Source organism: Mesorhizobium sp. M0909 (genome assembly GCF_040319515.1).
In the GTDB taxonomy this organism is placed as follows: Bacteria; Pseudomonadota; Alphaproteobacteria; order Rhizobiales; family Rhizobiaceae; genus Mesorhizobium.
Genome location: NZ_JAMYOA010000018.1, coordinates 37992 through 58566 on the forward strand (window position 1 = coordinate 37992; position 20575 = coordinate 58566).

The window sequence follows — 20575 nt, forward strand, 5'->3', positions numbered from 1 at the left end:
TTTCAGACTCCTTGTTTCGTGATGGACTTCCGAAAGGCCTCAAACAGGTCGTCCAGTTGTCCGGCGATAAACGCTGCGAAACGCGATCCTTCAGCCTCTCCCACGGCAATCATGGTAGTTTTTCCGTTGTCTTTGAGGCTGACGCTGACTGTTTTGTCTGGAGCAGCCCAGGATTTCATAGCAATCTTGGGCTTTGATGGCTTGGCCGGACCCGCAGGTTCTTTGATCGCATTATGATCCGATGGAAGCGTCTCAAGCAGAATAATGAATCTGTCGTCGGACGTTGCCTCGCGGAATTTGTTTTTGCGAATAAGATCGAAAGCTTTTGCGAGTGAGCCGTCTATGGAATAGCGGTTCGAGAATTCCTGCCATCGTCCTCGACCAATCCCGGGAGCTTTACCAATCGATTGCAGTATCTCCTTGTCGACCGATGAGGCGATTTTGATCATCTCGGAGACATGCGATTTTCCTGTCGACAGCGAAGCGCAGATGGTGTCCCGTTTGTATCCCGCTTCCTGCTGCGCAAGCGCAAAAGCGCACTTTTCAATGTATGAAAGATCCTCTCGAGCGGTGTTTTCTTCGCCTTGGAAAATGACTGCTTGTTCATCAGTTAACTCGCGGACGGCCGCTTTGAATCCGATCCCAAGCTGCTTAGCTGCCGCTAATCTTCTGCGACCATAGACGATTTGAAACTCGCCATCCTTGCCTCGTACTGGCCGAACCAATCCAGGCACAATTTGACCGCGCTCCCGCATGGATTCAGTGATCTCAGCAATGGCGGAAATTTCGTAGGCGTCATCATATCGATCGGTGATAGACGACGGCCGTATTTTGTCGGGATCGAGTTCAATGATCTGTTCGCCTGACTTCAGTAACTTGTCGGCGATATCGCTACGCTCTTGCATTTGGCGAACACCAGCCGCCACCTTCATCAGGTGCGGCGATGACGTGCGGCGGCCGACGCCCTCCTCCGAATTGTCCTCCCCGAGTTGCCCCAATACAGCAGCAAACATGCCCTTAGAATCTTTACGGCTCACTGTTCACGCCTCCATGCCATTGTGATGAGGCTTTCTATTTCCGCGTTCGCGGCATTGATCGATTCGATTGCACGATCATAAGTTTTAGGTGCCGAAAACCTCGATCGTTGCACTTCATAGAGGCTCTGCTTCCAAGTGAGAGCGTCCGCAACCGCAGTGGATTTGGAGACTGAATTCAGTAGTAAATCCTCGCCAAACACTTGGCGCATTAGGGCCTGCATGTTGGCTTGCGGGTGGTCGTTGGCCTCAAACTTTGTGATGAGGAATTTGGCGAAATCCCAACGTGCGCCTGCACCAGCCTCATCCAGGATTTGCATATAAGATGCGGCCAGCTCCAAAAACTTCCCTGTGGAGTCGACATCGAGCATGTGCGCTGGAACTGGGATTAGGACTCCGGTAGCGGCAGTGAGCGACGAAAGTGTCAGGAAATTGAGTGACGGCGCACAGTCGAGAAGAACGATGTCGTAGCTATCGACGATCTGTTCGAGGGCCTGTGACACTCGAAGCAGAAAACTGGTTCCACCGCTCTTGCGCATCTCAAGGGTAACGGCCGTTTCGAATTCTGTCAGCTCAAGACCGGCGCAGATGACGTCGAATCCGATGATATGCGTCTGATGAATAATCTTTTCCGTTGGCACCGGATCATCAAACCGTATCGCTGAGTAAAGGGTGTCACCTTCTCGGTAGTCAAATCCGGGTAACGCTCCTTGCAGACTTGTTAACGACGCCTGGGGATCCATGTCGACTGCTAGAACGCGATATCCACGTAGTGCCAACCAATGACCCAAGTGAATAGTGGTCGCTGTCTTGGACGATCCACCTTTGAAGTTCGTGATCGCGATGATCTGGCAATCCTCGCCTTTAACACGACGAGGATTGATCCATTTCTTCCGTGCCTTTTCCGCCAGGTGCATCCGAAGGTCCAGCACCTGCTCCACAGAATATAGGCGCTTTCCGGTGGTCGTTGTCTCTGGCTCAGGTCCCTGCCCTTTCAAGGAGACCTGCCTTATGTAAGATTCGGTCACTCCTAACAATGCTGCCACTTCCGTCGAAGTGAATTTGCGCATCGTACGAATCGCATCAGGAGGATACTGAGCCAGCGAAAGATTGTTGAGTGCCTTCTCGAGTTTCGTCGAAAAGGTATTCATGAACTGAAGGCTACTTAGATGCCGCGTCACCCAGATTCTCCTCTTGCACCCAGCGCCTATTGATAGCGACTGTGGTTAACAAGCTGTTAACGCCACGCCAACTACGCCAACTTTTCGAATTACGCGGTTTTTCCGTTACTGGAGGTATGCCCGATTCGGAGAATTCGAGCAAATGGACACAGGGCAGTTCCCAGCTGGGAACTGTTCGCTATCGCTGGCTTCCCTGTGCCGTGAAAGTTGCGCATCAGGCATTGAAAAAGACAGCTATGAAGTTGGTCACGTAGCATGGGGGGCACGGGCGGGGCCCGTTGCCCGTTTTGTTCTCGTAGATAGTCGACGTTGGTGTACCGGTTGGCCTCTGGCTTCTGCGTACGGCGGCGAGCGACCTACAAAAGCGCAGGTAGGTTTCGGCGCATGGAGAAATACCCCCACATTGGTGCGGCGGCGAAATTCCCGTTGTGACGGAGGCACTGAGCTCGCGCAGTCCTAGGGAGTCACCATCCTTTGCGTCGTGGACGATGGTGTTGTGTTTGTGATGCAGCCATGCCGCGCCGCTTCCGATGTCACTCCGGTGATCGCCCCCCCAGGCTGACCAGTTAGACGCCCCACGGCCCCTACCCTGCAACGAGGCATTCCTTCCTGGCCGAGCGACTCTCGCGAAATGGCAACTCAGCGGCTAGGATCTGTCGCCAGGCGTCCCACGCGATTTGACAGCAATCAGCACCGTTTGGCACGTGGGCGTCCTGTCCACGCGCACTTTCCTCCAGCGTCGAGCAAGAGGCTCCTGCAGTCGCCAGTCAACTTCCCTCGGGGGCTAGTCCAAGTGTCGGCGAAGGATCCTGGAGAACTCATCGAGAAGCAACTTCTCCCACAACCCGTACTCTAAGTTCCCAGCTGGGAACAGCTCTTCAAGTTGGAGGCTTGCGCGGCACCAATAAACCTTAGAAACCCATCAACTTGATGGTTGGATCTGTGGCGCTGGGGAGGATTGGCGCATCCAGAGTCACCTGTGGCTGGGGGGCGTACCGCACTCTACAATCCTGACGCCTTAGTTAGATTGACGCGGAAGCGATCGCGCCGGCGCTGGTATTTGCGTGTCATCTCTGCCGAGGCGTGGCCAAGGTGCTTCTGCACGTAGTGCTCGTCAACCTCGGCAGAGGACGCGAGGCCGGCACGCAGCGAGTGGCCCGAAAACTTTTGGCCGCGCTCGCCCTCGGAAAGATCACCGCGCACGCCGGCGGCCAAGGCCGCGCGTTTGACCAGCCGCGCCACCTCCTGATCGTTGAGCCGCTCGGCGCCCACAGCTTTGCCCTGCCCCGTGACGCGGCGGAAGAGGGGGCCATGCGCGATGCGGGCCAGCTTCAGCCAGGTCTGCAGGGCGACGATCGGGCAGGTGGCATCGGACGAGCCGCGGCCAATCTCGACCTCGCGCCAGCCGGTCTTGCCTCGCAGCGTAACCAGCACGCCCTTGTCCGGGAAAAATTCAATCCAGCCGCAGCCGTCCTCGGTTTGATCGCGCGCAACATCGAGGCCCACGATTTCGGAGCGGCGCAAGCCGCCGGCGAAGCCCAAAAGCAACATGGCGCGGCCGCGCAGACCGCGCAGCGTGCCGCGATCGAGCGTTTCCAGCATGGCGACGAGATCGTCGCGCAGGATGGCTTCCTTTTGACGGGGAGGGGAGGCGTGTTTATTGCGGATACCGGCGAGCACGGTGGCGATATGCCGGTCCTTCCGGTCGAGCGGTTGACCGCGTTGCGTATAGTTCCAGGTCAGCGACGACAGGCGGCGCTCAATGGTCGACACAGACTTTTTGTCCCGTTCCGATCCTGAGGCCTGGGCCGTGATGTAGAGGCCGACGACTTGTGGATCTGGCGGCAGCGGATCAAACGCCTGGCGCCGGCACCAGGCGCAAAAATGCTTCCAGTCGGCGGCATAAGCGCGACGGGTGTTTGCCGAACTCGCCGCCTCGACGTAATCGCGCGCGCGGTCGGCCAGCTTTTCGAGATGCGCAGGCAGTGATGCTTGTCGCGAGTCGAGGACCTGCGTGGGAGGGGAGGGAGCCTCATCCGGGTGCCCCATTTCCATGACGACGTCGACAATGTCAGGCAGGTCGCTGGTGTCGACCGCGTCGATGGGCGTCATGAAATTACGGGGACTGCCCATCGAAACTCTCGATCATTTGAATGTCACAGTGGTGCGATTCTGAGAGCCCCAACGTGCGACCAAAGCGCCCAATTGTCCACCGCGAGGTGCTTGACCACTAGCTCCCGAGATTTGCGTCCGGTCGCGTACGGGCAACCGGCTGGTTCCGGTTATCGCATCATTGGGTGACGTGCCATGTCCGATCCAGTGATGACCCTCTTAGACACTAGGGCTTAGGGCCTTCTTTCTCAGTGCCGATCCTTGCTTTCATGTTCAACATCCTTTATGTTTCGTTCAACAGTGGAGAATCCAGGATGAGCATACGTGGCGCAACGGCAGCCGAAAGCGAGGAGCGGATCGCCCACACTCGGAACCGTCTGGTGCTTGAGCAGGCGAGGGCGGTCGGCCTTCTCGGCGCGGCCAAGAACACACGCCTGTCGGGCAGGGTACCGTCGGAATTGATCGAGGCGGCAAAGAAGCGCGCTCATGTGAGTTCCGACACCGAACTGCTGGAGCTCGCCTTGTCGCGGCTAGCCCTCGAGGACGATTTTGGCGCCCGGCTCGTCCGCCGCAAAGGCAGCATCTCCGCGGACATTGATCTTGGCGTTTGATCTCGGGAGCGCACTGCGTTCCCTCAAACCACAGCGGCGTGCCGGGGGGCTGGAACGGCGGCCGGATTCCGCTCTGTCTTGGGCAGCGGACCAGCCGCCTGTCGGCGGTGCACTGCTTCTCGACACTAGTGTCTATCTGAATGTCCTGCAGGGGCGCACGCCCGAAGTGGTCGATGACCTTCTGACCTATCGGCTCTGTCAGCACTCGGCCGTCTGCCTTGCCGAGCTCAGCCACCTGTTCGGCCGGCTCGACCCAGCGCACCCCACGACGAAGTCGGTCCTGAAAGTGGTTGCAGGCACGATTGAAGACATTCCAGTGCACCGGCTGCATGCACCCGACGCCACCGCCTGGGGACGCGCCGGCATGCTTGCCGGCCTGCTGTTCCGGCTGAGCCGTCTGCCGAAAGGGGAGGGGCATGAACGCCGCTTCCTCAACGATGCGCTGATCTTTCACCAGGCCGGTCTGCTGGGCGCGACGGTCCTGACCGGCAATGTTCGGGATTTCGATTACCTCAACCAGCTTGTTCCGTCGGTGCGTGTGATCTTCTACCGGCCGGTGACAGACTTGCGCCCGCAGGGTTGAAAGCGTCTGTGGCAGATATGCCCGTGCACCGTGATCGTCCACCCTCCTTTAATAGTCTTCAAAAAGCTCGCTGACACTCTCCTGCGACCGTTGAAACGCGGGCGACAACGGCCATTTCTAACGTATGTCACTCTTCCTAGATGAGTGGACGGTATGTCTTTGTTTTGTAACATTCATCACTCATCCTGATCGAGTGGATTCGTCCCGGTTAGGTAGATTCTTACCCTGATTTGGTGGACGAAGGCGAGAGCGACGGTCATGGGTCGTAACCCCGACAAGCTTGCGGCCGATGATGCCGACTGGCGCAGGGCGGTGGCGCGCGAGGCTGTCATCCGCCCTTTGGCGTCGAAGGATCGCTTGTCTCCCGCCGATATTGGCCTCGCGTGCCGCCAACTCGGTGTGAGGCGGGCACGCCTTTATGAACTTCTCGCTCAATACCGGGCCTCTCCTGTCACGAGTTCGCTGCTTGGGCACAACCCCGGCCCAGCGAAAGGGCGACGGCGCCTGTCGGAAGAGATGGAGGCGCTCATCGAGACCGCGATGCGCGACACCTACCGCAGGCGGGAGAGGCCTTCGATCACCGCCCTGCATGACCGCGTTCGAGAGTTGTGCCGAGCTTGTGGAGAGGTGGCGCCTTCCTGGAAGGCGATAAGGGCCCGTGTAAAACTTGCCGATCCGCGGCTATTGATGCGTGATCGGGAAGGCGCAAAAGCGGCACGTGAACGGTTTGAGCCTGTGGTGCATGAATACCGCGCCGATCATGCGCTTCACATCGTCCAGATCGACCACACATTGGTCGATCTGTTTATCGTTGATGCCGTGCATCGGCGGCCTCTTCAGCGACCTTGGCTGACGCTGGCCATCGACATTGCAAGCCGGATGGTGGCGGGCTTCTACCTCACTCTGGAAAGTCCGTCGTCGGCGTCTGTAGCGCTTTGCGTCCAGCACATTGTGATGCCGAAGGATTCTTGGCTTGAGGCACGCGATATCAAGGCGGCCTGGCCCGTTTTCGGGTTGCCTGACGTGATCCACGTCGACAATGGCAGGGAATTCCATGGCAAGGCGCTGATCCGTGGGACGGCGGAGCATGGCATCGCCCTTGAATATCGGCCCGTCGCCAGGCCGCATTATGGGGGCCACATCGAGCGGCTGATCGGGACGATGATGGGTGCGGTCCACCTGCTTCCGGGCACGACGTCCAGCAACATCGCCGCGCGCGGCTCCTACGATCCGCAAAAACATGCGGCAATGACGCTCGACGAACTGGAAGGGTGGCTCGCGCTGCAGATTGTCGGTCGCTATCATGCGGAGATCCACAGCAGCCTGCATCTGCCGCCCGCCAGCGCGTGGGACGACGCCGTTGCGGCACGTCGCAATCCTTTGCGGTTGCCCCATGACCGCGAGCGGTTTCTCCAGGATTTCCTGCCCTTCGAGGAGCGCAGCATCCGACGCGACGGGGTGCATCTGTTCGGACTTCGCTATTGGGACGATGTGTTAAGTCCCTGGGCAGGCCGGTTTCCTCGCCGGATGCGCGTCAGATATGACCCGCGCGACCTGTCGTGCGTGTTTGTGGAAGGCCCCGATGGCACGAACTGGCCGGTCCGGTTTGCCGATCTCAGGCGGCCGCGCATTACGCTCGGCGAGCATCGTCTTGCCCGCACGGCGCTGAAGGAGCGCGGTGTCAAGGCGGTGGACGAGCAGCTGATTTTCGAGACGGTCGAAAAGCAGCGGCAACTCGTCGACGCAGCCGGACATAGGACCAGGAGCGCGCGCCGGCATGCCGAGCGCCGCGACCGATGCTTGATGGCGACCGAAAACAGGAACTTTGCCGCGCCGAAAACCGATCGCGCCGAAGAATGGGATACCGATCTGCCGTCGTTGGTTGTGGAAGAATGGTCTTGAGCGACTACCAGCATCTGCTCCCCGCCTATCGCTCGCATGCCGCTCTTGGCGATACCGAAAGGATTGCCTGGATCCGGGCCGACCGCTGGCTGGAAACCGCCCAGGCGCGGGCGGTGCTAGCGCGGCTGGAGGACCTGCTGTCCTATCCTGCGCGCGACCGCATGCCCTGCCTTCTGCTTTATGGCGACACCGGTATAGGCAAGACCAAGATCATCCGTAAATTCCTGCGCAATCATCCGGCCTGTTTCGATCGGGGCACAGGCATCACCAGCATGCCCGTCGTGGCCATGCAGATGCCGCCCGAACCGTTGGAACGGGACGTTTATGGCGGACTTCTTACCGCGCTCGGCGCACCGGGACCGATGACGGACTCCACCTATCGTCTGAAGGAGGTCTGCCGGAGCCTTTTACGCAGCATGGGCGCCCGCATGCTGATCATCGACGAAATCCACTCGATGCTTGCCGGCAGCTTCCGCCAGCAGCGCATTTTTCTCAACATCATCCGGTTTCTGGCAAATGACCTGAGGGTTCCACTGATCTGCGCCGGGACCGAGGCGGCCCGGCACGCGCTGCTGACCGACCCCCAGCTTGCCGAGCGTTTCGAGGCCTTCCACCTTGAGCGTTGGACAGATGACTTCCAGGTTTCCCAGCTTTTGACGAGCTTGAGCGGGATCCTGCCGCTGCGCCGTCCCTCGGATTTGGCAACGACGGCTGTCCGCCGAAAAGTGCTCGATCTGACCGACGGCATGACCTCCCGGATCTTTGGCCTGATGGAGACGGTGGCGGTTGAGGCGGTCCGCAGCGGCAGTGAGTGCATCACCATCGACAGTTTCGACGGCGACAATCTCGTCCTGCCGCTTGTGTCGATGACACGCCACATGGAAAAGGGACTGCAGCACCGGGCGAGCCGGTGAGGCCGGTGCGCGTCCTGCCCCTCGCGCCCCGGCCATTCGACGACGAGTTGCTTTCCTCCTGGCAGCGGCGGGTGGCCTGTCGCTACGGATGCACGCTGCGCGAAGTTGAAAGCTGGCTCAACTCGGACATCGATCCGGGGCGGCGAGGCGATCTGATCGGTCGAGACTTCGATCCCGGCGATGCAATGATCACACACTGGGCCCGCGCCTGCCGGATGGATGCGGGCCGACTTGCTCGGATGGCGCTGCGCCGGCAGGCGCGCGGCCTCAACTGGTACATCCAGGATCGCTGGCATCATAGCCTCTGTAGTGCTTGCCTCGACGAGGATCACGCCGGCGGCCGGGATCATTATCTTCGCCGCGCGTGGTCTCGGGTTGAAGCAATCGTCTGCCCCCGGCATCTGACCATGCTGCGGGACTTGTGCGGCCATTGCTTCGCCCGTACGGGATTTCGCTTCGATTGCAGAGAGGGGAGGGGGCGTCTCGTTTGCGGGAGCTGTTCGGCTCCCGTGTCTTTCGGGGCTGCTGACACGGTAGATTCGGAACGGCAAAGCTTCCTGCTGGCACTCGCCGACACCGTCGCATTGGCCGTTGACGGCGGGCCGCAGGATGCGGCCGCCAAAGACATCATGCGGGCGGCGCGGTTGTTGTGGTCGTCATCGCAGGCAAGCCGAAAGCCCTTCATCGCATGGCTGGGACAGCCGCGCCTGAGCGGCAACGACATGCCGGCCGATCGCGACGAGCCGCTCGCCACCGCCTCATTGCAAGGCCGCATGTTGACCCTGTTCGGAATTGCACGGCTGCTGGATCTGGCGGATGCCAGAAGCCGCATCGGGCCGCCGCCTTTCTTCCTGGCGGAAAAATTCGCGGCGGGCGACCTGTCGCGGTCTCCCACGGGCCGGGTCGTGCCGCAGCCACAGAATGTCGAGCGCCACGCCACGACGTGCGCACCCCGATCGGATGCCGAATACCGTGCATTGGCCGAAGAAATCCTCGCCAGTTCCCAATGGAGGGCCGTTCAGGGCGCCGCACGGATCATGCGAGAGCGGGCGTTGGCACGCCTTATGACTGAGGCCCTGGATCGGGCACCACGAGACCGAGCCGCCGGGCTCGATCCAGCAGCGCCTTGACCGACGACGGCTGCCATTGGCGAGCGCCACGGGGCGTGCGTTCATGCATGCGTTCCAGCTGGGCGCCGATCTCGAGCAGTGTGAGATCCGGATCGGCGAGCGCAATGCCGGCGACGAGAGTCATCAGCCGGTCCTCCGGCGGCCGGCGCGGGGCGCGTTTGATCAGGGCGGGTTCGGCGATGCGTTCGCGAACCAGCCGATGCACCGCGCGGCGCAGCCGCTCGATCGTCCAGCTGTGCCCTTTTCGGTTCAGAACTCGCACCACGTCGTCCCAGCTATGCTGCGGCCGCAACCGGCGCACGGTCGGCAACCAGGTCTGGGCCGAGGTGATGAGACCGTCGAGATAGGCGCGCTCCCGCGCCGCCGCGATCGCCCGGACAGCTTCAGGCCGGCGTTCGCGAAGGCCAGGATTGCCGGCGAGCCGGCCGCGCGCCTTGGCCGCCTTCATGCCCGCCTTGGTGCGTTCGGCGATCAGGGCGCGCTCAAGCTGCGCCACCGCACCGAGCACCTGCAGCGAGAACATACCTTGCGGCGTCGACGTGTCGATCGGATCGCGGAGCGAGCGGAAGTGCGCGCCCCGCGCCTCAAGCTGCTCGATCACCTCCAGCAGATGGCTGACCGACCGCGCGAGGCGGTCGAGCCGCACGACGACGAGAACATCGCCGGCGGCGATCTCACGCATCAGCTTCGCCAGCACCGGCCGAGAGCGCGAAGCGCCGGATCCGTGCTCCTGGTGAAGCATATGGCAGCCCGCGGCCTTGAGTTCGTCGACCTGGGCGTCGTTGAGCTGGTCCTCGGTGGAGACCCGTGCATAGCCGACCAGGCGACGGGAGCGGGGAGGGGGTGTGGCTTGGGTGCGCGGTTTGGCCATTTGCCGGGCAATTTGGGCTGGTTTTTGCAAAAGTTCAATGTGTCAGAAAAGGTTCCTTTGCAGGCGTGTTTTATCGACCGATTTGCAGGCCCGTGGAGCGCGATCGGGGCCTGTGCAGGTGTCAGAGGACTCTGAATGGCCGAAATCGCGTCTACGGGGCCGCAATGACTGCGAGCGCGGAATTCCAGGCTTTTGCGAAGTAGAGGGCGGAAAGCAGCGTGCTTTGGTGCTTAGCTGGGCTCGGAGGCCCCGTTTGGAGCGGCGGCGAGGCGCCGGAATCCACTCATCTGAGCCGATCAGTCCACAGAACCAGGGCAAGAGTCCAGCGAATTAGGGTGAGAATGACGCCGAAACCGCGCGTTTCCGGGCTTTTCCACTGATCTAGGATGACCGACAACGTAAGGACAAAACGAACGATAACGCAAGATTATCATTCGTTTTGTGGTGCCGACAGGCTGTGCGTTTTGGCGCGAAATTGATCGCGCAAAGCGCACGGCTGCTTTACCCTCCAGAATCATGATTCGCCTCGACCCCGCCGCCGCCGTTCCCGTTCTCTCGCCGGCCGTCCCGGCCTGGGCGCTGGTCGACGGCGCTGTCGTCACCGACGCCGACGCCGCCTTCTGTGCCGGCGCCGCCTTGAGCGCGCTCGATAGCCTCGCGCGCACGCAAGCCGGCTGGGCCGGCGCCTGGCGCCAGCGGCTGGCGCTGAAATGCGCTGCCGCCAGCATGCGGCTGGCCGGGCGCTCGGAGGACGAGGCCGCCTTGCGCGATGCCTGGCATCTGCGCGAGGCCGGGACCGATCCTGGCCCTGCCGGCTCCATCTTTGGCGCCTGGCGGCAGCTGGCCTTGCAGCCACCCGCTGCCAGCGCCGATCGGCTCGAAAAGATCGTCGACCAGTTGGGGCTCCATTGGGACGGCGAGGCTCTCGCCGACGTCTGCACGGAGATCGAAAAACTGGCGGGGTCGCCGCGGCCGGCGCCATTCGCTGCGGCGGCAATCGCGGTTCACGTCGTTGCCATGCGGTCCGACTGCGAGCTTTTGGCCTGGTGGCTCGCCGACCTGGTGCTGGCGCAAAGCCTGCGCTGGCCGCGGCCGCTGCCGCTGCTGATGGCACACGCTTTTGGCCCGGCGTTTCGGTCCAAGTCTGGCGGCGGCAAGCGCATCCGACCCGGGGAGGAAGGGTTTGAACGCGCAGTTTACCTGGCGCTGGTTCAGGGCGCCGTCGAGGCATGCCGGCTCGCCACAGAGATTGCCCGGCGGGCGGAGCGGCTTATCGCCGTCGCACCGAAGCTCAGGGCAAAGGGGGCGGGTGATGTGGTCCAAAGACTGCTCGACAATGACGCCGTCTCGGGATCGCTGACGACCAAAAACCTGTCGCGGTTTGCGGCGCGGCGCCTGTTCGACCGGCTGCAACAGCTCGAGGCCGTGCGCGAGCTTTCCGGCCGTACCACCTTTCGGCTGTTTGGGCTGTAGGCATGAGCGAAGCGTCCACCCGCCGCAAGCCGAACCAACAGCCGGCCTTGCTCGACACGGAGCTCGAACATCTGCCGCCGGAACTGCGCTGGCGCGAGTGGATGGGCCGCATCGAAGCGGTTGTCTTTGCGGCCAGCGAACCGGTGCCGCGCGAGATGCTGGCGCGGGTCGTCGGCAAGAACTGCAATCTTGAGCTGATCATCGACGACATCCGCGCCGAGCTCGCCGGCCGCCCCTATGAGCTGGTCGCGGTCGCCGGCGGCTGGCAGCACCGGACCAAGAAGATTTTTGGCGACGCCATCCGCGCCGCCTTCGGCACGCCAGCGGGCGAGGGGGCAAAAGAACTGTCGCAATCCGACGCGCTGGTTTTGATGTGCATCGCCTATTTCCAGCCGATCACGCGTGGCGAGCTTTCTTCCTTCTTCGGCAAGGAGGTGTCGCGCGACCTGATCGGCATTCTGCGCGCGCAGGATCTGATCGCCTCGGGGCCGCGCTCGCCGCAACCTGGCGCGCCCTATACCTATGTGACGACGAAAACTTTTCTGTCGCAGTTCGGGCTCGACACGCTGCGCCAGCTACCCGATTTCGAGGCGCTCGAGGACGCAGGGCTGCTGTCGAAGGAGAAGCTGCTGGCCGGCCGTATTCCGGGCGGGTTGGCTAACGGGGACGGCGAGGGCGATGTCGTTGAGGACCAGGTGCCGTGAACGGGGCGTTGTCGCGTGGGGACCATGGAGACAGTCGATGACTCAGGACCAGGACGACTGGTCGTGCGGCAGCCGGTCATCGGGATCGTGAACCGCGACATGATCGCCGTCGACAAGATTGGCCGGAAAGACCACCAGATTGGTGCCGCCGGCGTGGCGCAGCGACGGGAACAGGATGCCGCGAAGCCCGGCCGTGATGACCAGGTTCGCGAGCTTCCACGATGGCGGGATCTTCCTGTCAATGCGGGCGATCTGGCGCCAGGCACAATCCCATGCCTGCCAAGCGCCGTCCCAGATGTCCGGGTCGAATCCCTCCGAAAGGTCGGCCACCTGGCCGAGCGTGATCTTGTAGGCGGCAAGCGTTGCCGGCGGGACGATGCTGGCGCCCTGCTTGTATTCGTCAAGAGCCGTCTGGGTCGAACGGGACAGATAGAGTGCTTCGACGCCGGGCCGGTTGAAACGACCGCCGTCGATCGCCGCGCCTGCACCGCTGGTGGGCAGGAAGGCCCATTTGGGTGTCAGATAGCGATGGAAGATCTCGTCCGGCCCGACTCGGGTGACTTTCACCCGCGCGCCCCGTTCTCGAGATCCCGGATGAAGGCCAGGACTGCTTCGACCTGGCCGCCCGCGACGAGCTCGGCCGCCGTGCGATGGCCATAGTCGGCGATCGGCTCATTGCGATACCAGTAGATCGCCTTGTCGACGTCGCCGGTGAGCTCCGTCGCGGCCGAGATCACCTTGACCATCTCGCGCATCCGGCCCTGCAGGCGCTCAGATGACGGGTTACGGAGCGTGTTGCGATGGACGCCGGTCAATTGCGCCAGATTGGCCACCTTCACGCCAAGCGCCTGCGACAGGCGCTTCGGCGAGATATAGGGCGTGCGCGGCTCCTGCAGGCTGTCGACAAAGCCTGAGACCACTTTCGATTGTGCGAGCTGTGCGTGGGTCATGACAAATCTCCGGCCCTCATATGCACAATATATGCACATTCCGATGCATAGCAAGTGGACGGAGGCCCGACTTTCACATGGTCGGCCAGTTCGAACCGACGCTCGAAGTCGCGCCCGGCAATGCCGCGATAGAGATACTGGCCGTCATCGTCGCCAGATTGCGACCCGCTCAACCAGCAGGTTAGGTTGATGAGTGATGGTCAGCTGATCCTGTGAGAAGCCGGCGACCGCCATGGTGATGCGATAGGCGTCCTCACCGGTCTTGGCGATGTCATAGGGCGGCCAATTGTCTATCGCAGTGACACGGCTCGCATTTTCCAACATGTTGAAAATGCGGTCGAAGCCGATGCTGGACCGGAACAGAGGGGTAAAATCGAGGTTTGTCCTCATAGCCATATCCTCCTTTGAGCAACATGGACACAACGAGACGCCAAGAGAGCCTTGACGCCTCCTGGACTTGCGCCGGCCCCATCTGGCGACCGGCGATTAGTTATTTATAACAGTGCTTTACGGATTCAAGGGTTATAGGAAAATTTTCAGCCGGATGAATGGTCGCAGACAACAAGTCTATCCCGCCGCCGGGGAATGCTCGCCGGCGGGCGGATGCCTCGGATGAAGAGCGTGGCCGCACTCCACTCAAAGTCGATCGACGGATGCTGTAAAACCGGTGACCGCGATGCTGTCAATCTCACGACCGCGACCGGCGCCGGGAAGCTTCTCCAATTGATCCAGTTGGCGCAACGCGTCCATGATGGCATCGAAGCTGACCGGTTCGGTTGCTCCCGGCGACATGCGCAGCGCCGGCACCGATTCCACTGCACAGGCATCCGATGCCCATGACGAAAGGATTGCACGCTTCTCCTGGACGTCCAGCGTCACGTCGGTCAGCACGTCCTGAGGTCGCTCGAAATGCCGTGCCGGATGGAGCAACCGGTCAAGAAAAACATCAGGGCCCACGGGCCCGATTGGGGGAAAACTCGTCGAAATGGCTCCTTCCATCGATGGTCCTCCGCTTTGAATAGTCTCCTGTGTGGACGTCATGTTTGGTGGCTCTCGCGATTTCCACCAGCCAAAATTTCGGAGAGTTTCGAGCAAATTTCAATGCCCCCGCAAGGCCACATTTTCGCAGTTCAGCCCACCATCAACATTTTTTCGAACCGGTGAAACAATCGCCGTGAATGTCAGTTCTTGCGTCTGGGACAAGTCGCGCAGCAGCGCCAGGGCGGTCGGGCAGGAGAACCAATCATGTCTTACACTTCCAGGAAGCGACTGTGCATTGGCTTCGTCGCAGGAATTTTGATGCTCTCGGCCGGCGGCTTTGCTCCGGTTTCAGCACAGGAAATCCCGAACGACTTCAGCGCAATCGTGCGTCAGAAGCTGCCGGCCGTGGTCGCGATCACGACAAGGCAGATCATCCAGGACCAAACGATGCTCGACGATTTTCTCAACCCCTTCGACAGCCGCGGGCCTGCCCAGCCGCAGGTGCGAGAAGCCCTTGGCTCCGGCTTCGTGGTCAGTCCCGAGGGCTACATCGTCACCAACAATCATGTCGTGGCCGACTCCACCGAAATCCACGTCGTATTCTCCGATAAGGAGACTTCGCCTGCTCGACTTGTGGGCCGCGATCCAGCAACCGACATGGCGGTGCTGAAGGTCGATCCACGCCCCAACATGACGACCACCGCCTGGGGTGACTCTGACGCAATGCAGCCGGGGGCCTGGACGATCGCGATTGGCAGTCCCTTCGGCCTCGGGGGAACCGTGACCGTCGGCGTTCTTTCCGCCCGCTCGCGCGACATCCAAGCCGGCCCTTACGACGATTTCCTCCAGACAGACGCCTCGATCAACAGAGGCAATTCCGGCGGCCCCCTGTTTAACGCACGCGGCGAAGTGATCGGGGTCAATACAGCCATCGTCTCTCCGTCTGGCGGCAGCATAGGCATCGGTTTCGCCGTGCCGTCCCGAACCGCACGAAGCGTTGCCGATCAGCTGATCCGCACCGGCCGGATCGAGCGCGGGTTCATCGGAGTGCGTCTCCAGGAGGTGACGCCGTCGCTAGCCCAGGCGCTTGGCATATCGAGCACCAAGGGGGCGCTGGTCGCCTCGGTCGAGCCCGGCAGTCCGGCGGAGAAGGCCGGCTTACAATCGGGAGATGTGATCACCCGGTTCAACGGCAAAGACATTCAGGGCGTCCATGACCTGACGCTGGCGGCAGCGAACGAAAAGCCAGGGTCGAAGGCCACGCTGACAAGGAACCGCGGCGGCTCCCAGCAGGAGGTGGAACTGACCGTCGGTCAACGCAAGGACGAGGAGGTACAGACCGGTGCCGTTCCGAGTCCGGAAGCGGCGGGCCAACGGCTCGGACTGTCGCTCAGCCCCATTCCGGACGAAGCTGTCAAACGAATCCAGGAATTGACCCCTTTGGCGAACTGAAGAACTGACCCCTTCATTGGTTTGCTGTTTCGTTTGTTTCGGGCACCGAGCCGACCTTCTGCAGAAGGCCGGACCGTCGCTTTTCGCGCAGCCTGTAGCTGTCCCCCCTGATGGTGATCACAGTTGAATGGTGAAGCAGGCGATCCAAGATTGCCGTGGCCACCACGGGATCTCCAAAAACGCTCCCCCATTCACCCACCGAACGGTTGGAGGTAATCAGGATCGATCCCTTCTCGTAGCGGCGGGACACCAGTTGGAAGAAGAGGTGGGCGGCATTGGCCTCGAAGGGAAGATATCCGAGCTCGTCGATGATCAGCAATTTCGGCCGTGACAGGATCGTCAACTGCTTGTCGAGCGAGCCGTCGCTGTGGGCCTTGGCCAACATCGCCACCAACGTGGCTGCCGTGACGAACTGCACGTTGTAATTCTGGCGGATTGCCTCGCGGCCAAGGCTCACTGCAAGATGGGTCTTGCCCGTGCCCGGAGGGCCAAGGAACAGGACTGTGTCGCCGTGGGCGATCCAGCGGCAGGTCGCAAGCTCCCTGATCTGTCCCTGATCCAGCGATGGCTGCGCGTCGAAGTCGAAGCCGTCGAGTTCGCGCACGAACGGGAACTGCGCCAGTTTGCTCGACATCAATATCCGCCGCTCGTCACGCCGCGCGATCTCGCGCGACACAAGGAAAGCCAAAGCCTCGCGCAAGGTCATCTTCGAGCGTGCAGCCTCATCCAGCAGCGTGTCGAGTTGATCGCGGATTGCCGTCAGCTTCAACCGGTCGAGTGTCGCGACCAGCATGTCGTGATCCACGGTCGTCATCACCAGCCTCCCCCGACAACCGCCTCGTATTCCGCCAGCGGCCGCAGCAAGGCGCAAGGAGCAATCTCTATAGGGGCTGCTGCGCGCACTGGTCCCTCGGCGCCAGCCACGCCGACAAAATGCGCCCGGTCCACGATCCGTTGTCGGCGGCCTTGGCATTGGGAATGATCAGCCACCACCCGGCCCGCATGACGGATGATGACGCGACCGGCCAGAACCACTACCTGAACGCTCTCTCCGATCAGGCGCCAGGGCACTGAGTAGCTGTTCGTATCGAGGTCGATCGCGCAGTCCGCCTGAACCTTGCGCACCAGATCACGCAGTTGTCCGAACGGCGCCCGGCCTGCAAGCGGCCGAAGCGCACCGGCCTCAGCGGCAAAACGTTCCGCAGGCGCGACGCCGGTCGTGCCATGCTCACGCTGGTCGGCAATCTCGCGCGTCCACCGATCCAGATGCGCCTCGAACGCCGCCCAGCTCTCGAAACGGCGGCCGGCGATCGCGTTCTTCTTGACGTAGGCGACCCCACGCTCGTCCTTGCCCTTCGTGCGGGCCCGATATGGCGCGCAAGCTCGTGGCGTAAAGCCCCAGTAGCGGGCAAAGGCATGCAGTCGGGCATTGAACCTCACCTCGCGCGTCACCGCGTCATGGTGCTCGACCAGAGCCTTCGCATTATCCAGCAGAACCTCCGCTGGAACCCCGCTGAAGCGCAGGAAGGCTCCTTCCATCCCATCAAACCAGTCCGCCTGGCGCTCCCGTAAAGAGGGGCGGATATGCACCCGTCGCGAATAGCCCAGCGTCCCCACGAACAGGTGAACGCGCAACCGCTCGCCGCCGATCCACACGCGCGTATCGCCAAAGTCGATCTGCATCTGATGACCTGGCGCCGTCTCAAAGCGAACCGTCGCGCGCTTCTGCGCCTTCAATTCCCGCCGCCAGCGCTTCACTCTCAGCTCCACCGAGCGAAGCCCGATCACGATACCATGTTCGCTCGCCAATTCCTGGCGAATGACATCCGCGTTTCCATCATGACGAAAGAAACGCTCTCTAAGCCAATCGTCCAGACCGTCGAATACAGTTCGACGAGCAGGCTGGCGATACGCCACGACACCACCTTCACGCAGATAGCGGCGAACCGTATTGCGCGCGCAACCGAACTCTTGCGCAATGCGCTTCGCACCCCAGCCGACCTCATGCAGCCGAACCATCGCTGAAACTTCTTCCCCCGACCGCATCTCCTCAACCCGCATTGTTGTCGACAAGGCGAGCTTCGATGGAAATTCTTCTTGCATCCACTGATCCTCTCAAAAATGAGGGGTCAGTTCTTCGTTTCGTTAGGGGGTCAGTTTCTCACTTCGCCTGACAGAAGCGCGTCAACAACTCGGTCTCCAGCCGGGTACCACCGGAGTGTTTATCCAGGAGGTGGCGCCAAATAGCCCCTCCGCCGAGAGCGGCCTTCGGCCTGGCGACGTGATTGTCTCGGCCAACAACCGGGATGTGGCACAGCCGTCAGATATCCAGGAGGAGTGGGCAAGATCCCGGCAGCAGCACAAGCCCATTCTGTTGCGCATAAACAGGCAAGGACAATCGCTCTTCATTGCCCTAGCTGCTTCCTGACGTAGCGTGCGTCGAAACCAAAAATGTGACAAAGTTTCCGTATCCGAAAGAACGGAATCAGGTCGCCGGAGCCCAAACATCACTTCAGCCGCCTCCTCCCATCTCGCGCGCGGCAAAAAGCAGCCAGCCGGCCGTGGCTCCCATCATCGTCCGCACTTGAGCAGCTCGTGCCGAGTCCGTGTCAATTTTGACGCACTCCGTTCCTACATAGCGTGACAGAAGACCTTCGCCGCGTTGGCGATGATGAAGACCGGCCTTGCCGGAACCGCGCAGCGAGCGCCCTTCCCGAAGACGCCATATGACCACATCTCGCACGGTCATTGTTGAGACGGCAGCGTCAAAGTTCGCCGCATCAGTTGCAACGAGTTCTGGAAAATCAGGCCGGACTTGAGGCCAGCGAATGATAACGTCAGGTCGGCTCGCCGTGTTCTGCATCGCTCGTTGTCGATGGGTGGCGATCATAATCGACGGGCGGTGACAACATAACTTCGGCCTCGGCTCTGCCGAACTCCCTGCCGATTTGGAATGCCGCTGAAAGCTGTCTCATGAACGGAGGGCGGCACGTATTTTGGAGGCATCGTTGGATCTTCCCGCTTTCATTTAGTCGACAATAGCTGGTCCGCTTGGAACGGCAGTCCGTCACCGTTCAAAAGCCCCCCGTCGAGGCGGCCATTCATTAGGAACCCCTCCACATGACCAAACCCACCCCAACACGCCGCGGCGCCAACACCGACGTGCGTGCGACCGTGAAGCGGCAACACCTGCAGGTTCAACACTGGCTTTCGCAGGCGATGCCGTCTTTGTCGCGGTCTAGCTTGCGGCCCCAAGAGCAGTTGGCTAGGTACCAACTTGCTTCATCGCACGAGCTGATTTGGGAACAGGTGCGCCGCGGCTCGCATGAATAGCCGCTTTGTGCGACCTGATGGCGGTTGATTAAGCCAAGCGGCTGGTTAAAAAGCGGCCGGTTGTCGGCATGCGCTAGACGCCACACCCAAGGCGCCTGAAAAGTTCCGGCCCACAGACCGAGCTTTGCCGCCTCTGCCTTCGCCTGCTGCCCCGCATAGGCGCCGTGGCTGTAGAGGGGCCAGTCCAGTGCCAAGCCCTGCTCGACAAGCCAGCGCTGAACGCTACGACCGTCCGCCCGATCGCAGTTCCCGACAAGACGCCCGTACCGATCACGATCGACAAAACTGCAATGCAGCGGTTGCGAAGCTGCCAGGAACTTGTCCAAGGCTTGGGCAGCGCGGCGCCCGCATGGATAGTCAAAGCCCTTGGCGTCGTCGCAGTGCTGACGGCTCTCGGGCGCGTCGATGCCATTGAAACGAATCCTTTGGCCTGCAATTCTCTACTGTGTCGCCATCGATCACCGAGGCGCGGCCTTCCATGTGGCCAGGCAATGGTTCTGTCCAGTTTGTTATCGTGCTCTGTTGGCCGGCGGTGCTCTGGATCGCGAACTGGGTGACTGCGGCGGCAAGCGTGCCGGCGCCGAGGAAGATCAGCCCCAAGAGGGGTCGCGGCAGCCGCCGTGACGGCATTCTTCTGCCGGCGCGCCTTCGCCAGCGGTCAGCCTGATTGGCGCCTTGATAACGGTGGCCTTTGCCCACGCCCGCTCTCCCGGAAGAGAGAATGCCGCCATTCCGGGCGAGAGTCCAGAAGCTGCACTAGCCGGTCGGCAACTGGTCAACGCGGGGGGCAACGGCTCAGCCTTTCAACCGTCTCAACTATGGCCTTCGCAAGCGGGCATCAAGGTCCGCGTGAAGCACCTCCGGGGCGAGGAAGACCTTCGGCACGCCTCGCTGCAGGATTTTTGGGATGAAGACTAGAACGCCGTTTGTGTCTCCAAGACGCGACAACGCAAAGTTGACCGGCCCGGCCAAGCGCCGACTATTTGACAAGCGCGCAAATGGCGTATGCTGTCAGCGTCCAAGCTGTTGGGGACGTAGCGGCTACATGCGCTTGTGCTACCCACCCTGGAGCTGGGGAAATAACCGGCAAGCTCCTAGAAATTAGAGCATTTGAATTTGACGCGCTGGCACCGCCACCTATGACGACTTTTGGCTTGGGACACCAAGCCTGTGCGGATTTGTCTGGGCTTGTATCACTCGCGCTTGCATACTGGGTGATTTCCCAACCGCCGACGCCGTCGTTCCCCGCCGGACCCTCAGCCCCCATTGCACCTCTAGGTCCCTGCTTGCCGGGAAGACCTTGTGGACCGACAGGCCCTTGGGGCCCTGGGGGGCCTGCCGTTG

General features: G+C 61.4%; 20 protein-coding genes and 1 pseudogene. 9 read left to right on the top strand and 12 right to left on the bottom strand.

Translation table 11 applies throughout. The features are described 5' to 3' along the window. Positions 1–2: 2 nt before the first annotated feature. The 3 genes from repB to NKH83_RS24245 form a co-directional block, all read right to left on the bottom strand. Entirely contained in the window at positions 3–1037 is a 1035-nt protein-coding gene (gene repB / locus NKH83_RS24235) for a plasmid partitioning protein RepB (protein ID WP_352807886.1), read from the bottom strand. Then, positions 1034–2215, bottom strand: coding sequence for a plasmid partitioning protein RepA (gene repA, locus NKH83_RS24240; protein ID WP_352807887.1), 1182 nt, complete (start codon positions 2213–2215; stop codon positions 1034–1036). The genes repB and repA overlap by 4 nt, the downstream gene beginning before the upstream one ends. A 1002-nt stretch (positions 2216–3217) precedes the next feature. Then, positions 3218–4348 carry a site-specific integrase gene (locus NKH83_RS24245; protein ID WP_352807888.1) on the bottom strand — a complete coding sequence of 377 codons (1131 nt, stop codon included), beginning with the start codon at positions 4346–4348 and terminating at the stop codon, positions 3218–3220. 293 nt (positions 4349–4641) lie between these two features. On the opposite strand from NKH83_RS24245, the gene NKH83_RS24250 reads away from it, so the two are divergent. From NKH83_RS24250 to NKH83_RS24270, 5 genes are all read left to right on the top strand, one after another. Continuing rightward, positions 4642–4938, top strand: coding sequence for a hypothetical protein (locus NKH83_RS24250; RefSeq protein WP_023749475.1), 297 nt, complete (start codon positions 4642–4644; stop codon positions 4936–4938). Further along, a complete protein-coding gene (locus tag NKH83_RS24255; protein WP_352693288.1) occupies positions 4928–5521 on the top strand; it encodes a type II toxin-antitoxin system VapC family toxin in 594 nt (197 codons plus the stop codon). The genes NKH83_RS24250 and NKH83_RS24255 overlap by 11 nt, the downstream gene beginning before the upstream one ends. A gap of 339 nt (positions 5522–5860) precedes the next feature. Continuing rightward, positions 5861–7423 (top strand): TnsB C-terminal domain-containing protein, encoded by a 1563-nt coding sequence (locus tag NKH83_RS24260; protein WP_352807889.1) that lies wholly within the window; start codon positions 5861–5863, stop codon positions 7421–7423. Next, a complete protein-coding gene (locus tag NKH83_RS24265) occupies positions 7414–8337 on the top strand; it encodes a TniB family NTP-binding protein (RefSeq protein ID WP_352807890.1) in 924 nt (307 codons plus the stop codon). Before NKH83_RS24260 ends, NKH83_RS24265 begins: the two co-directional genes overlap by 10 nt. A gap of 5 nt (positions 8338–8342) precedes the next feature. After that, positions 8343–9467, top strand: coding sequence for a TniQ family protein (locus NKH83_RS24270; protein WP_352807891.1), 1125 nt, complete (start codon positions 8343–8345; stop codon positions 9465–9467). Here NKH83_RS24270 and NKH83_RS24275 read toward each other — a convergent pair. Next, on the bottom strand, positions 9400–10338 hold the full coding sequence (locus NKH83_RS24275; protein ID WP_352807892.1) for a recombinase family protein: 939 nt from the start codon (positions 10336–10338) through the stop codon (positions 9400–9402). The genes NKH83_RS24270 and NKH83_RS24275 overlap by 68 nt on opposite strands. 516 nt (positions 10339–10854) lie before the next feature. Between NKH83_RS24275 and NKH83_RS24280 the strand changes: the two genes are divergently transcribed. Further along, positions 10855–11811 carry a DUF1403 family protein gene (locus NKH83_RS24280; protein ID WP_352807893.1) on the top strand — a complete coding sequence of 319 codons (957 nt, stop codon included), beginning with the start codon at positions 10855–10857 and terminating at the stop codon, positions 11809–11811. Between the two features lie 2 nt (positions 11812–11813). After that, positions 11814–12515, top strand: coding sequence for an SMC-Scp complex subunit ScpB (gene scpB / locus NKH83_RS24285; RefSeq protein WP_352807894.1), 702 nt, complete (start codon positions 11814–11816; stop codon positions 12513–12515). 42 nt (positions 12516–12557) lie between these two features. Here the strand turns inward: scpB and NKH83_RS24290 are convergent, their stop codons facing one another. The 4 genes and pseudogenes from NKH83_RS24290 to NKH83_RS24305 all read right to left on the bottom strand — a co-directional run bounded on the left by NKH83_RS24290 (position 12558) and on the right by NKH83_RS24305 (position 14464). Further along, the gene (locus NKH83_RS24290) at positions 12558–13082 is read right to left on the bottom strand and encodes an RES family NAD+ phosphorylase (protein ID WP_352807895.1); all 525 of its coding nucleotides are present in this window, start codon (positions 13080–13082) and stop codon (positions 12558–12560) included. Beyond that, a complete protein-coding gene (locus NKH83_RS24295) occupies positions 13079–13465 on the bottom strand; it encodes a hypothetical protein (protein WP_013525337.1) in 387 nt (128 codons plus the stop codon). Before NKH83_RS24295 ends, NKH83_RS24290 begins: the two co-directional genes overlap by 4 nt. 68 nt (positions 13466–13533) lie before the next feature. After that, positions 13534–13855, bottom strand: a pseudogene (locus NKH83_RS24300) (Hsp20 family protein); the annotation flags it as partial. Positions 13856–14101: 246 nt separating this feature from the next. Continuing rightward, positions 14102–14464 (bottom strand): hypothetical protein, encoded by a 363-nt coding sequence (locus tag NKH83_RS24305; protein ID WP_352807896.1) that lies wholly within the window; start codon positions 14462–14464, stop codon positions 14102–14104. Positions 14465–14764: 300 nt separating this feature from the next. Between NKH83_RS24305 and NKH83_RS24310 the strand changes: the two genes are divergently transcribed. Then, positions 14765–15898: a Do family serine endopeptidase gene (locus NKH83_RS24310; protein ID WP_352807897.1), complete on the top strand. Its 1134-nt coding sequence runs from the start codon at positions 14765–14767 to the stop codon at positions 15896–15898. A 13-nt stretch (positions 15899–15911) separates the two neighbouring features. Here NKH83_RS24310 and istB read toward each other — a convergent pair whose 3' ends face one another. Both istB and istA read right to left on the bottom strand, forming a co-directional pair. Next, the gene (gene istB, locus NKH83_RS24315) at positions 15912–16712 is read right to left on the bottom strand and encodes an IS21-like element ISSme2 family helper ATPase IstB (protein ID WP_352483443.1); all 801 of its coding nucleotides are present in this window, start codon (positions 16710–16712) and stop codon (positions 15912–15914) included. Then, positions 16712–18001 (bottom strand): IS21 family transposase, encoded by a 1290-nt coding sequence (gene istA, locus NKH83_RS24320; RefSeq protein WP_352807898.1) that lies wholly within the window; start codon positions 17999–18001, stop codon positions 16712–16714. The genes istB and istA overlap by 1 nt, the downstream gene beginning before the upstream one ends. A 67-nt stretch (positions 18002–18068) precedes the next feature. Here istA and NKH83_RS24325 point away from each other — a divergent pair, with 67 nt between their 5' ends. Then, positions 18069–18326, top strand: coding sequence for a PDZ domain-containing protein (locus NKH83_RS24325; protein WP_352807931.1), 258 nt, complete (start codon positions 18069–18071; stop codon positions 18324–18326). 84 nt (positions 18327–18410) lie between these two features. Here NKH83_RS24325 and NKH83_RS24330 read toward each other — a convergent pair whose 3' ends face one another. Both NKH83_RS24330 and NKH83_RS24335 read right to left on the bottom strand, forming a co-directional pair. Beyond that, positions 18411–18761 carry a hypothetical protein gene (locus tag NKH83_RS24330; RefSeq protein WP_352779150.1) on the bottom strand — a complete coding sequence of 117 codons (351 nt, stop codon included), beginning with the start codon at positions 18759–18761 and terminating at the stop codon, positions 18411–18413. 334 nt (positions 18762–19095) lie between these two features. Next, on the bottom strand, positions 19096–19668 hold the full coding sequence (locus NKH83_RS24335; RefSeq protein WP_352807932.1) for a thermonuclease family protein: 573 nt from the start codon (positions 19666–19668) through the stop codon (positions 19096–19098). Positions 19669–20575 lie beyond the last annotated feature (907 nt).

Excerpts from the sequence above, each read along its gene's own strand:
- NKH83_RS24305 (WP_352807896.1), bottom strand. The coding sequence starts at position 14,464 with ATGGAAGGAGCCATTTCGACGAGTTTTCCCCCAATCGGGCCCGTGGGC.
- NKH83_RS24275 (WP_352807892.1), bottom strand. The coding sequence starts at position 10,338 with ATGGCCAAACCGCGCACCCAAGCCACACCCCCTCCCCGCTCCCGTCGC.
- NKH83_RS24295 (WP_013525337.1), bottom strand. The coding sequence starts at position 13,465 with ATGACCCACGCACAGCTCGCACAATCGAAAGTGGTCTCAGGCTTTGTC.
- istB (WP_352483443.1), bottom strand. The coding sequence starts at position 16,712 with ATGACGACCGTGGATCACGACATGCTGGTCGCGACACTCGACCGGTTG.
- NKH83_RS24265 (WP_352807890.1), top strand. The coding sequence starts at position 7,414 with ATGGTCTTGAGCGACTACCAGCATCTGCTCCCCGCCTATCGCTCGCAT.
- NKH83_RS24330 (WP_352779150.1), bottom strand. The coding sequence starts at position 18,761 with ATGCAGAACACGGCGAGCCGACCTGACGTTATCATTCGCTGGCCTCAA.
- NKH83_RS24310 (WP_352807897.1), top strand. The coding sequence starts at position 14,765 with ATGCTCTCGGCCGGCGGCTTTGCTCCGGTTTCAGCACAGGAAATCCCG.
- NKH83_RS24245 (WP_352807888.1), bottom strand. The coding sequence starts at position 4,348 with ATGGGCAGTCCCCGTAATTTCATGACGCCCATCGACGCGGTCGACACC.
- NKH83_RS24280 (WP_352807893.1), top strand. The coding sequence starts at position 10,855 with ATGATTCGCCTCGACCCCGCCGCCGCCGTTCCCGTTCTCTCGCCGGCC.
- NKH83_RS24250 (WP_023749475.1), top strand. The coding sequence starts at position 4,642 with ATGAGCATACGTGGCGCAACGGCAGCCGAAAGCGAGGAGCGGATCGCC.
- scpB (WP_352807894.1), top strand. The coding sequence starts at position 11,814 with ATGAGCGAAGCGTCCACCCGCCGCAAGCCGAACCAACAGCCGGCCTTG.
- istA (WP_352807898.1), bottom strand. The coding sequence starts at position 18,001 with ATGCAAGAAGAATTTCCATCGAAGCTCGCCTTGTCGACAACAATGCGG.